15 protein-coding genes are annotated in these 19,633 nt (G+C 72.2%); 8 read left to right on the forward strand and 7 right to left on the reverse strand.

Annotated elements, in window-relative coordinates; translation table 11 throughout:
• Positions 1 to 26: 26 nt before the first annotated feature.
• From IE330_RS03310 to IE330_RS03330, 5 genes are all read left to right on the forward strand, one after another.
• A complete protein-coding gene (locus tag IE330_RS03310; protein WP_190134304.1) occupies positions 27 to 1,400 on the forward strand; it encodes a TraR/DksA family transcriptional regulator in 1,374 nt (457 codons plus the stop codon).
• 77 nt (positions 1,401 to 1,477) lie between these two features.
• Positions 1,478 to 2,062 (forward strand): signal peptidase II, encoded by a 585-nt coding sequence (gene lspA / locus IE330_RS03315; protein ID WP_190134305.1) that lies wholly within the window; start codon positions 1,478 to 1,480, stop codon positions 2,060 to 2,062.
• Positions 2,063 to 2,193: 131 nt separating this feature from the next.
• Positions 2,194 to 3,135 carry an RluA family pseudouridine synthase gene (locus IE330_RS03320; protein ID WP_190134306.1) on the forward strand — a complete coding sequence of 314 codons (942 nt, stop codon included), beginning with the start codon at positions 2,194 to 2,196 and terminating at the stop codon, positions 3,133 to 3,135.
• Positions 3,132 to 3,620: a GNAT family N-acetyltransferase gene (locus IE330_RS03325; protein ID WP_229925341.1), complete on the forward strand. Its 489-nt coding sequence runs from the start codon at positions 3,132 to 3,134 to the stop codon at positions 3,618 to 3,620. The genes IE330_RS03320 and IE330_RS03325 overlap by 4 nt, the downstream gene beginning before the upstream one ends.
• A gap of 222 nt (positions 3,621 to 3,842) precedes the next feature.
• On the forward strand, positions 3,843 to 5,429 hold the full coding sequence (locus IE330_RS03330; RefSeq protein WP_190134307.1) for a Na+/H+ antiporter: 1,587 nt from the start codon (positions 3,843 to 3,845) through the stop codon (positions 5,427 to 5,429).
• A gap of 80 nt (positions 5,430 to 5,509) precedes the next feature.
• Here the strand turns inward: IE330_RS03330 and IE330_RS03335 are convergent, their stop codons facing one another.
• Positions 5,510 to 6,613, reverse strand: a complete 1,104-nt coding sequence (locus IE330_RS03335; protein WP_190134308.1) for a mechanosensitive ion channel family protein — start codon at positions 6,611 to 6,613, stop codon at positions 5,510 to 5,512.
• 171 nt (positions 6,614 to 6,784) lie between these two features.
• Between IE330_RS03335 and IE330_RS03340 the strand changes: the two genes are divergently transcribed.
• Positions 6,785 to 7,354 (forward strand): dienelactone hydrolase family protein, encoded by a 570-nt coding sequence (locus IE330_RS03340; protein ID WP_190134309.1) that lies wholly within the window; start codon positions 6,785 to 6,787, stop codon positions 7,352 to 7,354.
• A gap of 12 nt (positions 7,355 to 7,366) precedes the next feature.
• Here IE330_RS03340 and IE330_RS03345 read toward each other — a convergent pair whose 3' ends face one another.
• The 5 genes from IE330_RS03345 to IE330_RS03365 all read right to left on the reverse strand — a co-directional run bounded on the left by IE330_RS03345 (position 7,367) and on the right by IE330_RS03365 (position 13,906).
• A complete protein-coding gene (locus IE330_RS03345; RefSeq protein ID WP_190134310.1) occupies positions 7,367 to 8,998 on the reverse strand; it encodes a serine/threonine-protein kinase in 1,632 nt (543 codons plus the stop codon).
• 53 nt (positions 8,999 to 9,051) lie between these two features.
• A complete protein-coding gene (locus IE330_RS03350) occupies positions 9,052 to 10,764 on the reverse strand; it encodes an alkaline phosphatase D family protein (RefSeq protein WP_190134311.1) in 1,713 nt (570 codons plus the stop codon).
• A gap of 141 nt (positions 10,765 to 10,905) precedes the next feature.
• On the reverse strand, positions 10,906 to 11,724 hold the full coding sequence (locus IE330_RS03355) for a thioredoxin domain-containing protein (protein WP_190134312.1): 819 nt from the start codon (positions 11,722 to 11,724) through the stop codon (positions 10,906 to 10,908).
• A gap of 36 nt (positions 11,725 to 11,760) precedes the next feature.
• On the reverse strand, positions 11,761 to 12,444 hold the full coding sequence (locus tag IE330_RS03360) for a hypothetical protein (RefSeq protein ID WP_190134313.1): 684 nt from the start codon (positions 12,442 to 12,444) through the stop codon (positions 11,761 to 11,763).
• A 109-nt stretch (positions 12,445 to 12,553) separates the two neighbouring features.
• On the reverse strand, positions 12,554 to 13,906 hold the full coding sequence (locus tag IE330_RS03365; RefSeq protein WP_190134314.1) for a DUF2252 domain-containing protein: 1,353 nt from the start codon (positions 13,904 to 13,906) through the stop codon (positions 12,554 to 12,556).
• A gap of 229 nt (positions 13,907 to 14,135) precedes the next feature.
• On the opposite strand from IE330_RS03365, the gene dnaE reads away from it, so the two are divergent.
• Entirely contained in the window at positions 14,136 to 17,675 is a 3,540-nt protein-coding gene (dnaE, locus tag IE330_RS03370; RefSeq protein WP_190134315.1) for a DNA polymerase III subunit alpha, read from the forward strand.
• 174 nt (positions 17,676 to 17,849) lie between these two features.
• On the opposite strand, the gene IE330_RS03375 is transcribed toward dnaE, so the two are convergent.
• The gene (locus IE330_RS03375; RefSeq protein ID WP_190134316.1) at positions 17,850 to 18,020 is read right to left on the reverse strand and encodes a hypothetical protein; all 171 of its coding nucleotides are present in this window, start codon (positions 18,018 to 18,020) and stop codon (positions 17,850 to 17,852) included.
• A gap of 307 nt (positions 18,021 to 18,327) precedes the next feature.
• Here IE330_RS03375 and IE330_RS03380 point away from each other — a divergent pair, with 307 nt between their 5' ends.
• On the forward strand, positions 18,328 to 19,545 hold the full coding sequence (locus IE330_RS03380; RefSeq protein ID WP_190134380.1) for an NYN domain-containing protein: 1,218 nt from the start codon (positions 18,328 to 18,330) through the stop codon (positions 19,543 to 19,545).
• Positions 19,546 to 19,633 lie beyond the last annotated feature (88 nt).

Consider the following 19,633-nt stretch of genomic DNA (forward strand, 5'->3'; position numbering starts at 1 on the left):
TCACAATATGTGAAGGGGCCGCGGCCATGGTGGCGAAGAAGACCGCCGTACAGCAGTCGGCGTCCAGCAGATCCCCAGGCGCGGGTGGCTCCGGCAAGGGGGTGGGTACGGGGCCCGGCGGGGCCGACGGCACCGGGGAAGGCACGGGGAAGGCGGCCACGGCCAAGAGGACGGCAGGCGCCAAGAAGACGGCAGCCACCAAGGAGGCGGCAGCCACCAAGAAGACGGCAGGCGCCAAGAAGGCGGCTTCAAAGACAGCGGTCCCGAAGACAGCGGGCTCGAAGACGACGGCCTCGAAGACGACGACCCGGAAGGCGACGACCCCGAAGGCAGCGGTCCCGAAGGAGACGGCTGCCGAGAAGGCGGCTGCCCGGAAGGCCGCCGATGAGAAGGCCGCCGCTCAGTCACCCGCTGCCCGGAAGGTCACCGCCAAGAGGTCCGCGACAGCGAAGACCGCGGCGAAGAGGGTCACGGCCGAGGCGTCCACCACCAGGAGTAGCGAGAAGGCCGCCGCCACGAAGAGATCCAAGAAGGCCGCGGCGAGCTCCAAGAAGGGCGCGGCGCACACGACCGTCGCCGCGTCCGAGGAGGCGGGCTCCGGACAGGAGGCGGCCGCACGGAAGGCCGTGGCGAGGAAGGCGGCGGACGAGAAGGCGGCGGCCACCGGGAAGACCGCCCGGGGGGACGCCGATGCCGCCGAGGACGGACGAGTGACCGGGGACAGTGCCCCGGTGAGGGAGGCGGAGGGGGGCGGGAGCGCGTCCCAGAAGGAGGCGGGTACCACCGCCGAGGCCCCAGGGGCCAGCACACGTACGGCCAGGAAGACGGTCGCGTCCGCGGCCGAGGATGCGGCTCAGGCCGCGGAGACGACGGGAGCCACGACGGTGGTTGCGAAGAAGACTCCGGGCACGGCGACGGCGGCGCAGCAGCAGGGAGCCGTACCGGCGACAGGGCCGGTGCCCGCAGCGGGAGGGGTGCCCAAGGCACGGGCCGCCGCCGCGCCCGGCGAGCTCGCGGTGCGGCCCGGCGAGGACCCGTGGACCCCGGCGGAGGTCGCCGAGGCGCGCACCGAGCTGATGTCCGAGGCGATGCGGCTGCGGACCGAGATCGAGGCGTCCGAGGCGTCCCTGGTGGGCCTGATGCGGGACTCCGGGGACGGCGCGGGCGACGACCAGGCGGACACCGGCACGAAGAACATCACGCGGGAGCACGAGATGGCGCTCGCCGCGAACGCCCGGGAGATGCTGGAGCAGACCGAGCGCGCCCTGGAGCGCCTCGACGCGGGCACGTACGGGCTCTGCGAGAACTGCGGCAACCCGATCGGCAAGGCCCGCATGCAGGCCTTCCCGCGCGCGACCCTGTGCGTGGAGTGCAAGCAGAAGCAGGAGCGGCGTTTCTGAGCCCGGCCTGGACACCTGGGGCCGGTGCCGGTTGCCGTACCCTCGTCCCAGTCAGGTACCTAGGTTGAGGGATTCACGTGGCAGAGGCGGAGCGCATCATCGGTACGCCGGACACCCCCGAGGCGGAGCCCGGCCCCGACGGCGGACAGGAGCCCGAGGGGCAGCGGAAGCCCGCGGGCAAGCGCAAGATCGCCGTGCTGTTCGGTGTGGCCCTCGTCGCGTACGCTCTTGACCTGGTCAGCAAGATGATCGTGGTGGCCGAGCTGGAGCACCACGAGCCGATCGACGTGGTCGGCGACCTGCTGCGCTTCAACGCGATCCGCAACGCGGGCGCCGCCTTCGGCATGGGCGAGGCGTACACCATCATCTTCACGGTGATCGCCGCGGCCGTGATCCTGGTGATCGCCCGCCTCGCGCGCAAGCTGTACAGCCTGCCCTGGGCGATCGCGCTGGGCCTGCTGCTCGGCGGGGCGCTCGGCAACCTCACCGACCGGATCTTCCGCTCGCCGGGCGTCTTCAAGGGCGCGGTCGTGGACTTCATCGCGCCCAAGGGCTTCGCGGTGTTCAACCTCGCGGACTCGGCGATCGTCTGCGGCGGCATCCTGATCGTGCTGCTGTCCTTCCGGGGCCTCGACCCGGACGGGACCGTGCACAAGGACTGAGCTCCGTCCACAAGGGCTGAGTCCGTGTACGAGGACTGAGGTCCCTGCACGAGGGCTGAGGCGGGTGCCGGAGGTGGCCGGACCGGGGCCTTCGGTACGGCGGTGTCGGTGCCCTCCTGCATACTCGTGGGGTGAGCACGCTTCCCGAGATCCGTACCCTGCCCGTACCCGACGGCCTGGAGGGCGAGCGCGTCGACGCCGCCATCTCCCGCATGTTCGGTTTCTCCCGTACGAAGGCCGCCGAGCTCGCGGCCGCCGGCAAGGTGCTGGTCGACGGCGCGGTCGCCGGCAAGTCCGAGCGGGTGCACGGCGGGGCCTGGCTGGAGGTGGAGATGCCGCAGGCCGCAGCGCCGGTGCAGATCGTCGCCGAGCCCGTCGAGGGCATGGAGATCGTGCACGACGACGACGACATCGTCGTGATCGTCAAGCCGGTCGGCGTGGCCGCGCACCCGAGCCCCGGCTGGACCGGCACGACCGTGATCGGCGGCCTCGCCGCGGCCGGGTACCGCATCTCGACGTCCGGCGCCGCCGAGCGCCAGGGCATCGTGCACCGCCTGGACGTGGGCACCTCCGGCCTGATGGTCGTCGCCAAGTCCGAGCGGGCGTACACGTCGCTGAAGCGCCAGTTCAAGGAGCGCACGGTCGACAAGCGGTACAACGCGCTGGTCCAGGGCCACCCCGACCCCATGAGCGGCACCATCGACGCCCCCATCGGCCGCCACCCCCACCACGACTACAAGTGGGCGGTCACCGCCGAGGGCAAGCCCTCCGTCACGCACTACGACCTGATGGAGGCCTTCCGCTCCGCCTCCCTGCTCGACATCAAGCTGGAGACGGGCCGCACCCACCAGATCCGCGTGCACATGGCGGCCCACCGCCACCCGTGCGTGGGCGACCTGACGTACGGCGCGGACCCCACGCTCGCCAAGCGCCTCGGCCTGACCCGGCAGTGGCTGCACGCGGTGCGGCTCGGCTTCGAGCACCCCGGCGACGGCGAGTGGGTCGAGTTCGCGAGTGACTACCCCGAGGACCTTCAGCAGGCGCTCGACCGGGTCCGGGCGGAGAGCGCGTGAGTGCCGCGGACGCCGGGGGCGGCGTGCTCTGCCGGGTCGCGGTGAGCGAGGAGGACCGCCAGGCCTGCTTCGCGGTGCGCAAGGAGGTCTTCGTGGCCGAGCAGGGCGTGCCCGAGGACCTGGAGTACGACGCGTACGACGCGGGGGCCGTGCACGTGCTCGCGGTGCGCCGCGCGGACGGGGCCCCGGTCGGCACCGGGCGGCTGCTCACGGGTGAGGCCGCGGCCGCCAAGAACGGCGGGGACGCCGGCGTGGGGGCCCTGGGCCGGCTGGCCGTGCTGCGCGCCGCGCGGGGGCTCGGGGCCGGGGCCGCGCTGGTCCGGGCCATCGAGGACGCCGCCCGCGCGCGGGGCCTTGACGCCGTCGACCTGCACGCGCAGACGCAGGCGCTGGGTTTCTACGAGCGTCTGGGGTACGAGGCGTACGGGCCCGAGTTCCTGGACGCGGACATTCCGCACCGGGCCATGCGGCGGGCCCTGCGCTAGCGGGGCGTTTGCGCGCCGGTGCCGCACAGGTGGCGCAGGGCAGGCGGCGCAGGGTAAGTGGCGCAGGGCAGGCGGGTGCCGGGCAGTCGGGGGTGCCGGGCAGTCGGTGCCGGGCAGGCGGTGGGTGTCCCTCCGGGCGCCAGGGCGTATTCGTCCTCTTTGCGGGCATTCGTGGCAAGGTTGAGCACCTGATCATCCCTGCCTCGGCCCCGGAGGGCACCCGTGGACCAACTCGCGCTGCTGCTCGTCCTCTTGCTCGGCGCCGTGGTGACCGTGCCGCTGGGGGACCGGCTCGGGCTGCCCTCGCCCGTGCTGATGACCCTCGGCGGCATCGTCCTCGCCCTCGTGGACTTCGTACCGAACGTCGACGTCCCGCCGGACCTCATCCTGCCGCTGGTGCTCCCGCCGCTGCTCTACGCCGCCGTGCAGCGCACGTCCTGGCGCCAGTTCGCGGCCAACATCCGGCCCATCCTGCTGCTCGCCGTCGCGCTCGTCTTCGTGACGACGGCGGCGGTCGCGGCCGTCGCGCACGCCGTCGTGCCGGGGCTGCCGCTGGCCGGCGCGCTGGCGCTCGGCGCGCTCGGCGCCCCGCCGGACCCGGTCGCCGGGACCGCCGTCGCCGGGACGCTCGGCCTGCCGCGCCGCCTCGTCTCGATCCTGGAGGGCGAGGGCCTGTTCAACGACGTCACGGCGATCGTCCTGTACCACGTGGCCATCGCCGCCGCCGTCAGCGGCACCTTCTCCTGGCCCGCCGCGGCCGGCCAGCTCGTGCTCTCCGCGGTCGTCGCCGTTGCCGTGGGCCTCGCGCTCGGCTGGCTCAGCAACAAGCTGATGAGCCTGCTCGACGACGCCACCCTCCAGACCGGCCTGACGCTGCTCGTGCCGTTCGTCGCGTACGTGCTCGCCGAGGAGCTGCACGGCTCCGGCGTCCTCGCGGTGCTGACCACCGCCCTCTTCCTCGCCGAGCACGCCGTCGACGCCGACGACGTGCTCGGCCGGATCACCGGGCAGTCCTTCTGGCAGATCGTCGACACCCTGGTCACCGGGGTCGCCTTCGGCCTCATCGGGCTCGAACTGCACAACGTCTTCGGCACCTCCGCGGGGCGCGAGTGGCGGATGCTCGGCTGGGGCGCGGCGGTCGTGGCCGTCGTCGTCGGCGTACGGCTGCTGTGGCTGCTGCCCGCCACCTGGCTCGCCAAGCGGCTGCACAAGCGGCGCGACTACGACGAGGAGATCCCGGTGTCGTGGCGCGAGACCGTCGTCATGTGGTGGTCGGGGATGCGCGGCGTGGCGTCGGTGGCGCTGGCCCTCGCCATCCCGCTCACGACGGACGACGGGCAGCCCTTCCCGGGCCGCGACGAGATCGTCTTCATCGCCTTCTGCGTCATCATGGCCACGCTCGTCGTCCAGGGCCTCACCCTGCCCTGGCTGGTCAAACGGCTCGGCGTGCGCGCGGACACCGACGCCGAGCGGGCCCTGGAGCGCGACCTCGCGCTGCGCGCGGCCAAGGCCGCCAAGGCCCGCCTGCGGGAGATCGAGGAGGTCGAGGAGTTGCCCGAGGAGCTGTCCGAGCGGCTGCTGCGCGGCGCCTTCGACATCGGCGCGCGGATCAGCCCGGACATCCTCGACGACGAGCGGCGCGAGCGGTACGCCAAGCGCGCCGACCGGTTCAAGACGACCCAGCGCGTCCAGCGCGAGATGATGTCGGCCGCCCGGCACGCCGTCCTCGCCGCGCGCAGCGAACCCGGCTCCGACCCGGAGATCGTGGACCGGGTGCTGCGCCAGCTCGACGTCCGCAGCCTGCGCTGACCGGCACGCCGGAACCGGTCCCGGACATCGGACGAGGGGGCGGCCGGACGGCCGCCCCCTCGGCGTCGGCGTCGGCGCGGTCAGCCGCGGCCGGTGCGCGGCACGTGCGGGGGCGCCCGGCGCGGCCCCCCGCCGTCGGCGGACGGCAGCGCGGGCAGCTCGGCCCACGCGGTGTTGACCCGCGGCAGGGCGTACGGGTGGTGCTCGGTCAGCCAGGCGACCATCTGCTCGCGGACCGTGACCCGGGCCGTCCATATGTCGTCGGCGTCCTTGGCGGTGACGAGCGCGCGCACCTGGATGGTGTTCGGCGTGGTGTCGGTGACCGCGAGGCCCCAGTCGCGGCCGTCCCAGGCGGCGCAGTCGCGCACGATCTCGTGCAGCTTCTCGCGCATCGCGGCGACCGGGGCCGAGTGGTCGAGGTGGAAGAAGACGGTGCCGGTCATCTGGGAGCCGCCGCGCGACCAGTTCTGGAACGGCTTCGACGTGAAGTACGACACGGGCATCGTGATCCGCCGCTCGTCCCAGGTGCGCACGGCGAGGAACGTCAGGGTGATCTCCTCGACCGTGCCCCACTCGCCGTCCACGACGACCGTGTCGCCGATGCGCACCATGTCGCCGAAGGCGATCTGCAGCCCGGCGAAGAGGTTCCCCAGGGTGGACTGGGCGGCGATGCCCGCCACGATGCCGAGGATGCCCGCCGAGGCGAGGAGCGAGGCCCCGGCCGCCTGCATCGCGGGGAAGGTGAGCAGCATCGCGGCCGCGGCCACCACGCCGACCACGGCGGCGACGACGCGCTGGATCAGCGTCACCTGCGTACGGACGCGGCGCACCCGGGCCGGGTCGCGGTGGGTGCCGGCGTAACGGGAGTACGAGGCCTCCACTATGGCCGTCGAGATGCGCACGGCGAGCCACGCCACCGAGCCGATGAGCACCAGCGAGAGCGCTCTGCCGATGCCCGCGGAGTGGTCGAGGGCGACTTTCGCGTGCTCGTACGAGGCGCGCAGCAGGGCGGTGCACAGGACGAGTTGCAGGGGCAGGCGGCAGCGGCGCAGAAGTCCCCACAGCGGGCGCTGCGGCTGCCTGGCGTCGGCACGGCTCAGCGCCGTGTCCACCAGCCAGCCGACGGCCAGGGTGAGCACCAGCGCGGCACCGATCACGATCAACGGGCGCAGGACGTTCTCCATGTGTTCGAGGGTAGGGGTGAGCGGAAGTGACGATCTAGGACGGGTGGGGCGAGTGGGGCCAATGTGAGAAACAGCGCAGTGGGGGCTTATGTGCAGCAGGTGGTTTCCAGTGGGGCGAGTGGGGCGGGTGGGGCGAGTGGTCTCCGGTAGGGCGATGGCACGATGGCTCCCATGAACATCGTGCTCTTCCATTCGACGTACGGGCTGCGGCCCGCGGTGCGCGCGGCGGCCGACCGGCTGCGCGCGGCGGGTCACCAGGTGTGGACCCCCGACCTCTTCGACGGGCGCACCTTCGGGACCGTCGAGGAGGGCATGGCCCACCAAGAAGTAGTAGGCAGGGATGAGCTGCTCAAACGTGCCGTGCTGGCCGCGGCGCCGTACTCGGAGCGCGGACTGGTCTACGCGGGCTTCTCGCTGGGCGCCTCCGTGGCGCAGACCCTGGCGCTCGGCGACGACAAGGCGCGCGGCCTGCTGCTCCTGCACGGCACGTCCGACATCGCCGAGAACGCCGCGACCGACGACCTGCCGGTGCAGTTGCACGTCGCCGAACCCGACCCGTTCGAGACCGACGACTGGCTGAGCGCCTGGTACCTGCGGATGGGCCGGGTGGGCGCCGACGTGGAGATCTACCGCTACGCCGGGGCCGGGCACCTGTACACCGACCCCGACCTGGACGACTACGACGCCGAGGCGGCCGAGACCACCTGGCGCACGGCGCTCGGGTTCCTGGACACCCTGTAGGCCCCCGGGTACCTAGGGCCGTCCCGTGCAGCGCCCCTTCGGGCTGGTCACCGGCGGCTTGCACAGGAAGACGATGTCGGCCGCGCTGTCGCTCAGGAAGCGGCCCACGCACGTCCGCGCCGCGGTGCGACCGCGCTCGGCGCAGAACCGCAGCGCGGCGTGGCCGTCGGCGAACGGGCCCGGGGCGTAGAAGACCCAGTAGCCGGGCCGCAGCGAGGCGTAGTCGTCGCTGCGCAGGTAGCGGGCCTCGGGGATGCGCTGGCGTACGGCGGCGAGCTTGCGGTCGCGCGTCGCGGGCGAGGACGTGCCGGGCTCGGAGTGGAGCTGGGCGACCCAGCGGCCGAGGTGGGGCAGGGGCGCCTTCTTCGGGGGCGTCGGCGTACGGGGAGCTTTCGTCGGTGTCCGTGTCCGTGTCGGTGCCGAGGTCGGCGGCTGTGTCGGTGTCCGTGCGGGGGTCGTCGACGCGGAGGACTTGCCGGAGTCGGAGGGGGAGGCGGTGGGCGTGGGGCCGGGCGGGAGTCCCGCGCTCGTGCTCGTCCTGTCACCCGCCTTGTCGTCCGGCGCGTCCCCGTTCCGCAGCGCGAGCGCGAGGGCGGCCCCCGCCACCAGCGCCAGGACCACCGCGACCGCCGCGACGACCACGGGCGCCCGCCGCCGGGGCGCGTCCGCCGGCGGCTGACCGGAAGGCTCCGGTCGGGCGGCGGTCACCGTCGGCACGTACGCGACGGGCGAGACGGGCGAGACGGGTGGGACGGGCGCGGGCGGTGTGACCGGTACGGGCGGCGGCGGGGCGCCCTCGGCGGGGTGGCCCTCGGCGACCGCCGCCAGCATGGCGTCCAGGCGCTCCGCGTCGGGCCGCCGCGCCGGGTCGCGGACCAGCAGCGCCCGCAGCACCGGTGCCAGCGGCCCGGAGCGCACCGGTGGCGGCACCGGGTCGTCGAGCACCGCCGCGAGCGTGGCCAGGGTCGAGGACCGGCGCAGCGGACTGACGCCTTCCACGGCGACGTACAGGACGAGCCCGAGCGACCACAGGTCGGCGGCCGGGCCCTCGCCGGTGCCGCGGACCCGCTCGGGCGCCATGTACTCGGGGGAGCCGATCAGCTCGCCGGTGGCGGTGAGCTGGGTGGACCCCTGGAGCGCGGCGATCCCGAAGTCGGTGAGGACGGCCGGCGGCAGCGCGCCGGGGCCCGGCGGCTCCCGCAGCAGCACGTTGGCGGGTTTGAGGTCGCGGTGCAGGACGCCCGCGGCGTGGGCGACGCGGAGGGCGGACAGCAGTTCGCGGCCCGTCCGCGCCGCCTCCCGGGGTGTGAGGGCGCGCTCCTCCAGGAGGTCCTGGAGGGAACGGCCCGGCAGCAGCTCCATCACCAGCCACGGGGGCCGGTCCGGGGGTTCGACGATCTGGTGGATCGTCACCACGTGCGGGTGGTTGAGCCGGGCCAGCGCGCGGGCCTCGCGCAGCACCCGCTCCCGCGTCCGTTGCGCCGTGGCCGCGTCCGGCTCCGGGCCCGGAGCCCGGACCTCCTTCAGCGCCACCTCGCGGTGCAGCACGGTGTCGCGGGCCCGCCACACCGTGCCCATGCCTCCGCTGCCGAGCCGCTGGAGCAGCTCGAAGCGGCCGTCGACGACGTCCCCCTCGCCACTCATGGGCCACAGGGTAGGGGCTCCGCGGGCCCGCGTCGGCGTGCTTCACCGGGCTTTCAGCGCACCGGCTCGCGCACCCGCTCCACCTTCTGCGTGCCGCTGAGCGTGCGGTACGAACGCGCCCAGGCCGAGGCCGCACCGGGGTCCCTGCGGTCGGACACGACGTAGTAGTCCATCTGCGAGCGCTCGGCCGTCACGTCGAGGACGCCGTACCCGTGCGAGTCCATGTCCAGCCACTTCACGTGGCGGTTGGCGGCCTTGACGGCGGCGACCCCGGCGAGCGACACCGTGTGCGGCGGCACCTTCAGCAGGTCGTCGACGTTGTCGGAGGTCACGGACGTGACGACGAACTCCGTGGCGGCCGACGGCGACACCGGGTACGTGGCCGCCTTGACCGGCACGTCGTTCGCCCACGCCATGTGGATGTCGCCGGTGAGGAACACGGTGTTGCGGATGCCCTTGTCCCGCAGGTGCGTGAGGAGTTCCGCGCGGTCGTGCGTGTAGCCGTCCCACTGGTCGGTGTTGACGGCGAGCCCCTCCTTGGGCAGGCCGAGCAGCTCCGCGAGCGGCGCGAGCAGATACGCGGGGAGCGAGCCGAAGGCCACCGGCGAGATCATCACCGAGGTGCCGACCAGCTTCCAGGCGGCGTCGGAGGAGGCCAGACCCGCCTTCAGCCAGTCGAGCTGGGCGCGCCCGGTGATCGTGCGGTCCGGCGCGTCGACGGCGCCGCTGCCCGGCTTGACCTGCTGGGAGCGGAAGGAGCGCAGGTCGAGCAGGTGCAGATCGGCCAGCTTGCCGAAGCGCAGCCGGCGGTAGACGGTGCCCTCGGTGGAGGGGCGTACCGGCATCCACTCGAAGTAGGCCTGCTTGGCGGCGGCCACGCGCGCGGACCAGGGGCCCTCGGTGTCGGGCTGGTGGTTCTCGGCACCGCCCGACCAGGCGTCGTTGGCGACCTCGTGGTCGTCCCAGATGGCGATGAGCGGGTGCGTGGCGTGCATCGCGCGGGCGTCCGGGTCGGTCTTGTGGACGCCGTGGCGCACGCGGTAGTCGGCGAGCGTGACGATCTCGTGGCGCGGCCGGTGCTCGCGCACCACGCCGTCGGCGGAGGCGTACCCGCCGGACGCGTACTCGTACAGGTAGTCGCCGAGGTGCAGGACCGCGTCGAGCTCGGTGCGGGCCGCGAGGTGGCGGTACGCGGCGAAGTAGCCCGCCTCCCAGTTGGAGCAGGACACCACGCCGAAGCGGACGCCCGGCGCGGCGGCGTCGTGGGCGGGCGCGGTGCGGGTGCGGCCGACGGGGGAGAGGACCGCGGAGCCGCCGTCCGCGTCGCCCACGGAGAAGCGGTAGTAATAGGTGGCCGCCGGGCGCAGGCCCCTGACGTCGGCCTTGACGGTGTGGTCGCTCGCGGCCCGCGCGGTGGTCGCCCCCCGGCCGACGACCCGGCTGAACCCCTTGTCCTCGGCCACCTCCCAGCGCACGGTCACGTCGGGGCCCTTGCCGGAGCCGGGCACCGCGTCCGGGGTCGGGGTGACGCGCGTCCACAGCAGGACGCCGTCGGGCAGCGGGTCCCCGGAGGCGACGCCGTGCAGGAAGGCCGGACCCGCCTCGGCGGCGCGGGCCGGGAGGGCACCGGCCAGGGGCGCGGCGAGGGCGGCGGAGGCGGCCGCCGCCTTGACGACGGTACGGCGGCGCGGGGTGAGCGCGGAGGCCTGGGATCTGGCCAAGTCCTCGGCGGGCACAGGCGAGTTGCTCTCTGTTCGACTGGTCACGGGGAGGAACCCTACGTACCGGTAACGCGAAAGAGCGAGCGATCTTCGAAAGTTCGCTCGCTCTTCCGCTCCGTGTCTACTGCGCCTGCGTGATAACTCCCGGACGGGTGGTGCTGAAGCGCCGGGGACGCACGGTGCGCGTCAGCCCTTGAGGGCCTCGTCGACGGCCTTGTTGTAGTCCTTGACGTTCATCGGCGCGTTCTTGCTGCCCGGCGCCGTGAGGTGCTTGCCGTCCATGACGAGGGCCGGGGTGCCCTCGACGCCGTCCTCGTCGTCCTGGAAGGCCTGGCCCATCTCCAGGGCCCAGCGGTCGTACGTGCCGTCCTTGACCGCCTTCTTGAAGGCGGCGCTCTTCTTGAGCTCCGGCACCTCGTTGGCGATCTTCAGCAGGTACGCGTCGTCCTTGAACTTGTCGTCCGACTCGGCGGGGTGGTTCTCCGGCGAGTACAGCGCCTTCTTGTAGGCCAGGAAGGCGTCCGGGGAGACGTTCAGGGCGGCGCCCAGGGCGCTCATCGCGTTGCGCGAGCCCTCGCCCTGGAAGTTCCTGTCGAGGAAGGTGGCCCCGACGAACTGGATCTTGTACTTGCCGTCCTTCAGGTCCTTCTCGACGGCCGGGCCGACGGTCTGCTCGAACTGGGCGCAGATCGGGCAGCGCGGGTCCTCGTAGAGCTTCAGGGTCTTCTTGGCGCTGTCCTTGCCGATGACGACCGTGGTGCCGTTCTTGCCCGTCGTGTTGGCGGGCTTGACCAGCTTCTGGTCCTTGGCCTCGTCCCAGTGGCCCGGCTTGTTGGACTGCATCACGGCGTAGCCGACGCCGCCCGCGAGGGCGAGGACGGCCACGATGGAGACGCCGACGACGATCGACCGCTTGCGCTTCTCGCGCCGGCGCTCGGCCTCCTGCTGGGCGCGGATCCGCTCGCGGGCGGCCTGCTTCGCGGCCTGGCTGTTGCGCTTGCTCATGGGGAAACTCCGTGGGTGTGGTGGGGACGTACGTACTCAGGCGGCAGCGGCCGAGTACGGCGGTCCACGCCGTCCCACACAGTGCACGAGCAGCCGGGTGCGCGCCGCGCGGACCCGGGGCGCGGGCCGCGGCATCCGGCGCGCCGGGGCGCCCCGGCCGGTCACCGCGGCGACGGCGACGATCAGCGGCCGGAACGTGGCCGCGGCCGCGGCCCGCAGCAGTTGCGCGAGGGCGCGCTCGCCCCGGTGCAGCCAGGCGGCCGCGAGCAGCCCGACGTCGATGTGCGCGCCGAGCAGCGCCCAGGCCAGGACCGGGTCGGCGTCGGCGAGCAGCACGGCGCCGTGGCTCTCGCCGCCCGCCACCCGGGCCAGCGGCGAGCCGACGCTGCCGCCGCCGCAGAGCACGTCGAAGCCGACGGAGCGCAGCGGGCCCGCGACCGGGCCGCCCGCCTCGCCGTAGCAGACGTGCTGGCCCGTGGTGAAGACCGTGTCGGCGGCGAGCTCCAGCGGGACGAGCAGCGCGGCGATCCCGCCGAAGCCGCGCTCGCGCCCGGCGAGGGCGTACGCGATGACGTAGACGGCGGCCGTGATCCCCAGGCAGGTGGGCAGCGGCAGCGGGGCCCGGGACAGCAGGATGTGCGACGCGGCGGACAGCAGCACGACGAGTGCCGTGAACAGCGCCGCGCGCACCACTCTCATCTGGGTCCCGAATATGTCCATCGCGCAAGCGAGTGTGCCATGAGCCGTCGTAAGCGAGACCTCAAGGGTCCCTGTGAATCGGACCGGGGCCCGCGCGCGGCGGCCGGGCGCCCGCGCGGGAGGGCCGCCCCTACAGCCCCGGTATCCGCCCGTTGCGGAACAGGTCCACGAAGATCTGGTGGTCCGCCCGCGCGCGGGCGCCGTAGGCGTGCGCGAAGTCCACCAGGAGCCCGGCGAAGCCCTCCTCGTCGGCGGCGATGGCCGCGTCGATGGCCCGCTCCGTGGAGAACGGCACCAGGTCCGAGTGGCCGCTCTCGTCGTCCGCCGCCGCGTGCATGGTGGCCGTGGCCCGGCCCAGGTCGGCGACCACCGCGGCGATCTCCTCCGGGTCGTCGATGTCCGACCAGTCCAGGTCGACCGCGTACGGCGACACCTCGGCGACGAGCTGGCCCGCCCCGTCCAGCTCCGTCCAGCCGAGCCAGGGGTCGGCGTGCGCCTGCAGGGCGCGCTGCGAGATGACCGTGCGGTGGCCCTCGTGCTGGAAGTAGTCGCGGACGGCGGCGTCCGTGATGTGCCGCGAGACGGCCGGGGTCTGGGCCTGCTTGAGGTAGATCACGACGTCGTTCTCCAGCGCGTCGCTGTTGCCCTCCAGGAGGATGTTGTACGAGGGCAGGCCGGCCGAGCCGATGCCGATGCCGCGGCGGCCCACCACGTCCTTGACGCGGTAGGAGTCCGGGCGCGTCAGGGACGACTCCGGCAGCGTCTCCAGATAGCCGTCGAAGGCGGCGAGGACCTTGTACCGGGTGGCCGCGTCCAGCTCGATGGAGCCGCCGCCCGGCGCGAAGCGGCGCTCGAAGTCACGGATCTCCGTCATCGAGTCGAGGAGGCCGAAGCGGGTCAGCGACCGGGCCACGCGCAGCGCCCCGAGCAGCGGGCCCTGGGCGGTGTCCAGCGTGAAGGGCGGCACCTCGTCGCTCTTGGCGCCCGTCGCCAGGTCGTGGATCCGCTCGCGGTACGCCGCCGCGTACGTGCCGACCAGGGCGGTGATCTGCTCGTCGCTGAGCGCCTTGGTGTACCCGATCAGGGCCAGCGAGGCGGCGAAGCGCTTCAGGTCCCAGGTGAAGGGGCCCACGTACGCCTCGTCGAAGTCGTTGACGTTGAAGATCAGCCGGCCCTGGGCGTCCATGTACGTGCCGAAGTTCTCCGCGTGCAGGTCGCCGTGGATCCACACCCGGCCCGTGCGGTCGTCCAGGTACGGCCCGGTGGGGACGCCGCCCTCGCCGCGCCCGGCGTGCTCCCGCTCCAGGTCGTGGTAGAAGAGGGCCGCCGTGCCGCGGTAGAAGGCGAACGCCGAGGCGGCCATCTTGCGGAACTTCACCCGGAACGCGGCGGGGTCGGCGGCGAGCAGCTCGCCGAACGCGGTGTCGAAGACGGCGAGGATCTCCTCGCCGCGCTGCTCAGCGGTGGGCTGCGGGACCGACATCGCGGGGTGCCTCCTGGTACATGACGCGGGACGGCCCCGGGGCCGTCCCCTTCGAACGGATCTCTCCGTCCTCTTCCAACGGGCGACCGTACTCCGAAAGTGCCCGGCGCCCGGCCCGACCGTACTCCCGGACGGGCCTCGGTTGTCAGCGGCCCGGACTAGACTTCCCCGCTGTCCCCCCAGTCCGACCGCAGCCCGTCGTCCCGTGTTTCCCTTGGAGGCCAAAGCCGTGTCGAAGCCGCCCTTCACGCACCTGCACGTGCACACCCAGTACTCGCTCCTGGACGGTGCGGCGCGGCTGAAGGACATGTTCAAGGCGTGCAACGACATGGGCATGACGCACATCGCCATGTCCGACCACGGCAACCTCCACGGGGCGTACGACTTCTTCCACTCCGCCCAGAAGGCCGGGGTCACCCCGATCATCGGCATCGAGGCGTACGTGGCCCCGGAGTCCCGGCGCAACAAGCGCAAGATCCAGTGGGGCCAGCCGCACCAGAAGCGGGACGACGTGTCCGGTTCGGGTGGTTATACGCACAAGACGATCTGGGCGGCGAACAAGACCGGCCTGCACAACCTCTTCAAGCTGTCCTCGGACGCGTACGCCGAGGGCTGGCTCCAGAAGTGGCCCCGCATGGACAAGGAGACGATCTCCCAGTGGTCGGAGGGGCTGATCGCCTCCACCGGCTGCCCCTCCGGTGAGTTGCAGACCCGGCTGCGCCTCGGCCAGTTCGACGAGGCCCTGAAGTCGGCCGCCGAGTACCAGGACATCTTCGGCAAGGACCGGTACTTCCTGGAGCTGATGGACCACGGCATCGAGATCGAGCGCCGGGTGCGCGACGGCCTCCTGGAGATCGGCAAGAAGCTCGGCATCCCGCCCCTGGTCACCAATGACTCGCACTACACGTACGCGCACGAGGCGACCGCCCACGACGCCCTGCTGTGCATCCAGACCGGCAAGAACCTCTCGGACCCGGACCGCTTCAAGTTCGACGGCACCGGCTACTACCTGAAGTCCACGGACGAGATGTACGCCATCGACTCCTCGGACGCCTGGCAGGAGGGCTGCCGCAACACCCTCCTGGTGGCCGAGCAGATCGACACCACCGGCATGTTCGAGAAGCGCGACCTCATGCCGAAGTTCGACATCCCCGAGGGCTACACCGAGGTCACCTGGTTCCAGGAGGAGGTCCGCCGCGGCATGGAGCGGCGCTTCCCCGGCGGCGTCCCCGCGGACCGCCAGAAGCAGGCCGAGTACGAGATGGACGTCATCATCCAGATGGGGTTCCCGGGCTACTTCCTCGTGGTCGCCGACTTCATCATGTGGGCCAAGAACAACGGCATCGCGGTCGGCCCCGGGCGCGGCTCCGCGGCCGGCTCGATCGTCGCGTACGCCATGGGCATCACCGACCTCGACCCGATCGAGCACGGACTGATCTTCGAGCGGTTCCTCAACCCCGAGCGCGTCTCCATGCCCGACGTCGACATCGACTTCGACGAGCGCAGGCGCGGCGAGGTCATCCGGTACGTGACGGAGAAGTACGGCCGCGACAAGGTCGCCATGATCGGCACGTACGGCAAGATCAAGGCGAAGAACGCGATCAAGGACTCCGCCCGCGTCCTCGGCTACCCGTACGCGATGGGCGACCGCATCACCAAGGCCATGCCCGCCGACGTCCTCGGCAAGGGCATCGACCTGGACGGCATCACCAACCCCGAGCACCCCCGGTACAACGAGGCGGGCGAGGTCCGGGGGATGTACGAGAACGAACCGGACGTCAAGAAGGTCATCGACACCGCCAAGGGCGTGGAGGGCCTGGTCCGGCAGATGGGCGTGCACGCCGCCGGCGTGATCATGTCCAGCGAGCCGATCATCGAGCACGCCCCCGTCTGGGTCCGGCACACCGACGGCGTCACCATCACGCAGTGGGACTACCCGCAGTGCGAGTCGCTCGGCCTGCTGAAGATGGACTTCCTGGGCCTGCGCAACCTCACCATCATGGACGACGCCGTGAAGATGGTGGAGGCCAACAAGGGCGTCAAGCTGGAGCTCCTGGAAGTCCCGCTGGACGACCCCAAGACGTACGAGATGCTCTGCCGCGGTGACACGCTCGGCGTGTTCCAGTTCGACGGCGGCCCGATGCGCTCGCTGCTGCGCCAGATGCAGCCCGACAACTTCGAGGACATCTCCGCCGTCTCGGCCCTCTACCGGCCGGGCCCGATGGGCATGAACTCGCACATCAACTACGCGGAGCGCAAGAACGGCCGCCAGGAGATCACGCCGATCCACCCGGAGCTCGAGGAGCCCCTGAAGGAGACGCTGGGCCTCACCTACGGCCTGATCGTGTACCAGGAGCAGGTGCAGAAGGCCGCCCAGATCATCGCCGGGTACTCGCTCGGCGAGGCCGACATCCTGCGCCGCGTGATGGGCAAGAAGAAGCCGGAGGAGCTGGAGAAGAACTTCACCATCTTCCAGGCGGGCGCCCGCAAGAACGGCTACTCCGACGAGGCCATCCAGGCCCTGTGGGACGTCCTGGTGCCCTTCGCCGGCTACGCGTTCAACAAGGCCCACTCCTCCGCGTACGGCCTGGTCACCTACTGGACCGCGTACCTGAAGGCGAACTACCCGGCCGAGTACATGGCGGCCCTGCTCACCTCGGTCAAGGACGACAAGGACAAGTCGGCCGTCTACCTGAACGAGTGCCGCCGCATGGGCATCAAGGTGCTCCCGCCGAACGTCAACGAGTCGGTGCACAACTTCGCCGCCCAGGGCGACGACGTGATCCTCTTCGGCCTGGAGGCGGTGCGCAACGTCGGCACCAACGTGGTCGACGCGATCATCCGCTCCCGCAAGGCCAAGGGGAAGTTCGCCTCCTTCCCCGACTACCTGGACAAGGTCGAGGCCGCGGCCTGCAACAAGCGCACCACCGAGTCGCTGATCAAGGCCGGCGCCTTCGACACCATGGGGCACACCCGCAAGGGCCTCACCGCGCAGTACGAGCCGATGATCGACAACGTGGTCGCGGTCAAGCGCAAGGAGGCCGAGGGCCAGTTCGACCTCTTCGGCGGCATGGGCGAGGACGACGCGAACGAGCCCGGCTTCGGCCTGGACGTGGAGTTCTCCGACGACGAGTGGGACAAGACCTACCTGCTCGCCCAGGAGCGGGAGATGCTCGGCCTGTACGTGTCCGACCACCCGCTGTTCGGCCTGGAGCACGTCCTGTCGGACAAGGCCGACGCGGGCATCGCCCAGCTCACCGGCGGCGACTTCTCCGACGGCGCGGTCGTCACCATCGGCGGCATCATCTCCGGCCTCCAGCGCAAGATGACCAAGCAGGGCAACGCCTGGGCCATCGCCACCGTCGAGGACCTCGCGGGCTCCATCGAGTGCATGTTCTTCCCCGCGACCTACCAGCTCGTGTCCACCCAGCTCGTCGAGGACGCCGTCGTCTTCGTCAAGGGCCGCCTCGACAAGCGCGAGGACGTCCCGCGCCTGGTCGCGATGGAGCTCCAGGTCCCCGACCTGTCGAACGCCGGCGCCAACGCCCCGGTGCTGATCACCATCCCCACCGTGAAGGTGAGCCCGCCGATGGTCACCCGCCTCGGCGAGATCCTCAGCCACCACAAGGGCAACAGCGAGGTGCGGATCAAGCTCCAGGGCGCGCAGAAGACGACCGTGCTGCGGCTCGACCGGCACCGGGTGAAGCCGGACCCGGCCCTCTTCGGCGACCTGAAGGTGCTGCTCGGACCGTCCTGCCTGGCGGGCTGAGCGGCTGACCGGCCGACGGGCTGAGCGGCTGGCGGGCTGACCGGCCAGCGGGCTGAGCGGCCGACGGGTGACCGGTCGGCGGGCTGACCGGCCGGCCCGGCGGAAGCGCGGCGCGACTGAGGGGCGCACCCACACCGGGTGCGCCCCTCAGTCGCGCCTGCTCCTGCTCCCGCGTCAGTTGTGGCCGAAGCGACGCTCGCGATGCTTGCGCGCGACGTCTCCCGGATTGGCCTCGGCCGCGGACTTGGCCTGCGCCTCCATCGCGGACTGCTGCGCCTGCTGCTGTCCGCGCTCGGACTGGGCGGCCGCCTTCTGGTTGCGGTCGCGGTTCTTGTTCTTGGCCATGGTGATCTTCCTCCTGCGAAGGATCGGGGGGCCAGGACGCGACCAGCCTCACATAAGCTTCACAAGTGTGCATTTCGGGCAATCACCGTGTGTAAGAGGAGCTTGCGTAAGAGGCGTCGCCGACGGGTACGGAGTCGGTACGCCACGCCGAAGATCGAGTTCGGGCCGTTAACCTCCGCGAGGTCGGGCAGACTCGAAGGAAACCCGAAGCAACCTCCAGGATTCTCCGGATCTCCAGGTCCTCGCCGCGGATCTGTGAGACCTTCGGGCACCTTCGGGAAGCATCCAGGGAAAGAGGGTGGATCGCGTGGACCGCTGCGTCGTCCTGGTGGACGCCGGGTACCTGCTGGGAGCCGCCGCGAGCCTCCTCGCGGGGGAGCCGTCCCGGTCGAGGATCACCGTCGACCACTCCGCCCTGATCCAGGGCCTGCGCGAGCGCGCCGAAGCCGACACCGAGCGGCCGCTCCTTCGCATCTACTGGTTCGACGGCGCCCCCGACCGGGTGCCCCAGCCGGAGCACCGCAGGCTGCGCGTGATGCCGCGGGTGACCGTCCGCCTGGGTGCGCTGACCCGCAGCGACGGGCGGTGGGCGCAGAAGGGCGTGGACGCCGCCATGCACGCCGAGCTGACCGAGCTCGCCCGCAACCGCGCCTGCTCCGACATCGTCCTCGTCACCGGCGACGGCGACCTGCTGCCCGGCATGATGGCCGCCAAGGAGCACGGCGTCGCCGTCCACCTCTGGGCCGTCCAGGCCGCCGACGGCGACTACAACCAGTCCGAGGACCTGGTCGCCGAGGCCGACGAGCGGCGCGTCCTCGACCGCGCCTGGATCACCAAGGCCGTCCGCGCCAAGGAGTACGGCGGCGTCTGCGCGCCCCCGCCCGCGCCCCGCCCCGAGATCGCCGCCATCCTCTCGGCGCCGCTGCCCGAGTCCGCCCTCGCCGCCGCCACGGAGGCCGCCGAGCGGTCCGCCGCCCCGCACGCGGACGCGGCCCCGCGCGCCGCGGAGAACGGCGACCGGGCCGTCAAGGGCGTCCCCACCCCCAAGGACCTCGCCGCGCTGCGCGGCCCCGCCCCCGTCCAGACCGTCAAGGAGCACACCACCGCCACGCTGCGCTGGTCCTCCGACAAGGGCTGGGTCGACCGCCCCGGCGTCCCGGCCGAGCCCCCGGAGGCCGCGGCCCTGCCCACCCTCGCCCAGCTCACCACGGCCGAGCAGCGCTGGGCCGACCGCGAGGAGGACATCACCACGGTCGGCGGCGACCCGTACGAGGTGGGGCAGGTCTTCGCGCGCCGCTGGATGGCCCGCCTGCCCGAGCAGCACAACCTGCAGAAGCTGTCGACGATGTACCCGCGCATCCCGCACCGCATCGACGGCGAACTGCTGCGGTACGCCGCCCGCTTCGGGCTGCTCGCCCACAAGGACGACCAGATCGACGAGCACGACCGGTATGCGATCCGTGCCGGATTCTGGCGCGAAATCGACGTACGCACCGCCGCGGAGCCCGCCCCCGCCGGGGACTGAGCCGCCCGCGGCCGCCCGGGCGGGGGGCGGGATCGAGCCCGCGACCCGACCCGGGCGGGCCCCGAACGCACCCGGTCGGGGGTGTGAG

The organism is Streptomyces longispororuber, assembly GCF_014656095.1.
GTDB lineage: Bacteria > Actinomycetota > Actinomycetes > Streptomycetales > Streptomycetaceae > Streptomyces > Streptomyces longispororuber.

Bases quoted from the DNA above. Each gene is read 5' to 3' on its own strand.
- IE330_RS03310 (WP_190134304.1), top strand. From the start codon at position 27: ATGGTGGCGAAGAAGACCGCCGTACAGCAGTCGGCGTCCAGCAGATCC.
- IE330_RS03335 (WP_190134308.1), bottom strand. From the start codon at position 6,613: ATGGAGAACGTCCTGCGCCCGTTGATCGTGATCGGTGCCGCGCTGGTG.
- IE330_RS03340 (WP_190134309.1), top strand. From the start codon at position 6,785: ATGAACATCGTGCTCTTCCATTCGACGTACGGGCTGCGGCCCGCGGTG.
- IE330_RS03345 (WP_190134310.1), bottom strand. From the start codon at position 8,998: ATGAGTGGCGAGGGGGACGTCGTCGACGGCCGCTTCGAGCTGCTCCAG.
- IE330_RS03355 (WP_190134312.1), bottom strand. From the start codon at position 11,724: ATGAGCAAGCGCAACAGCCAGGCCGCGAAGCAGGCCGCCCGCGAGCGG.
- IE330_RS03360 (WP_190134313.1), bottom strand. From the start codon at position 12,444: ATGGACATATTCGGGACCCAGATGAGAGTGGTGCGCGCGGCGCTGTTC.
- IE330_RS03365 (WP_190134314.1), bottom strand. From the start codon at position 13,906: ATGTCGGTCCCGCAGCCCACCGCTGAGCAGCGCGGCGAGGAGATCCTC.
- IE330_RS03375 (WP_190134316.1), bottom strand. From the start codon at position 18,020: ATGGCCAAGAACAAGAACCGCGACCGCAACCAGAAGGCGGCCGCCCAG.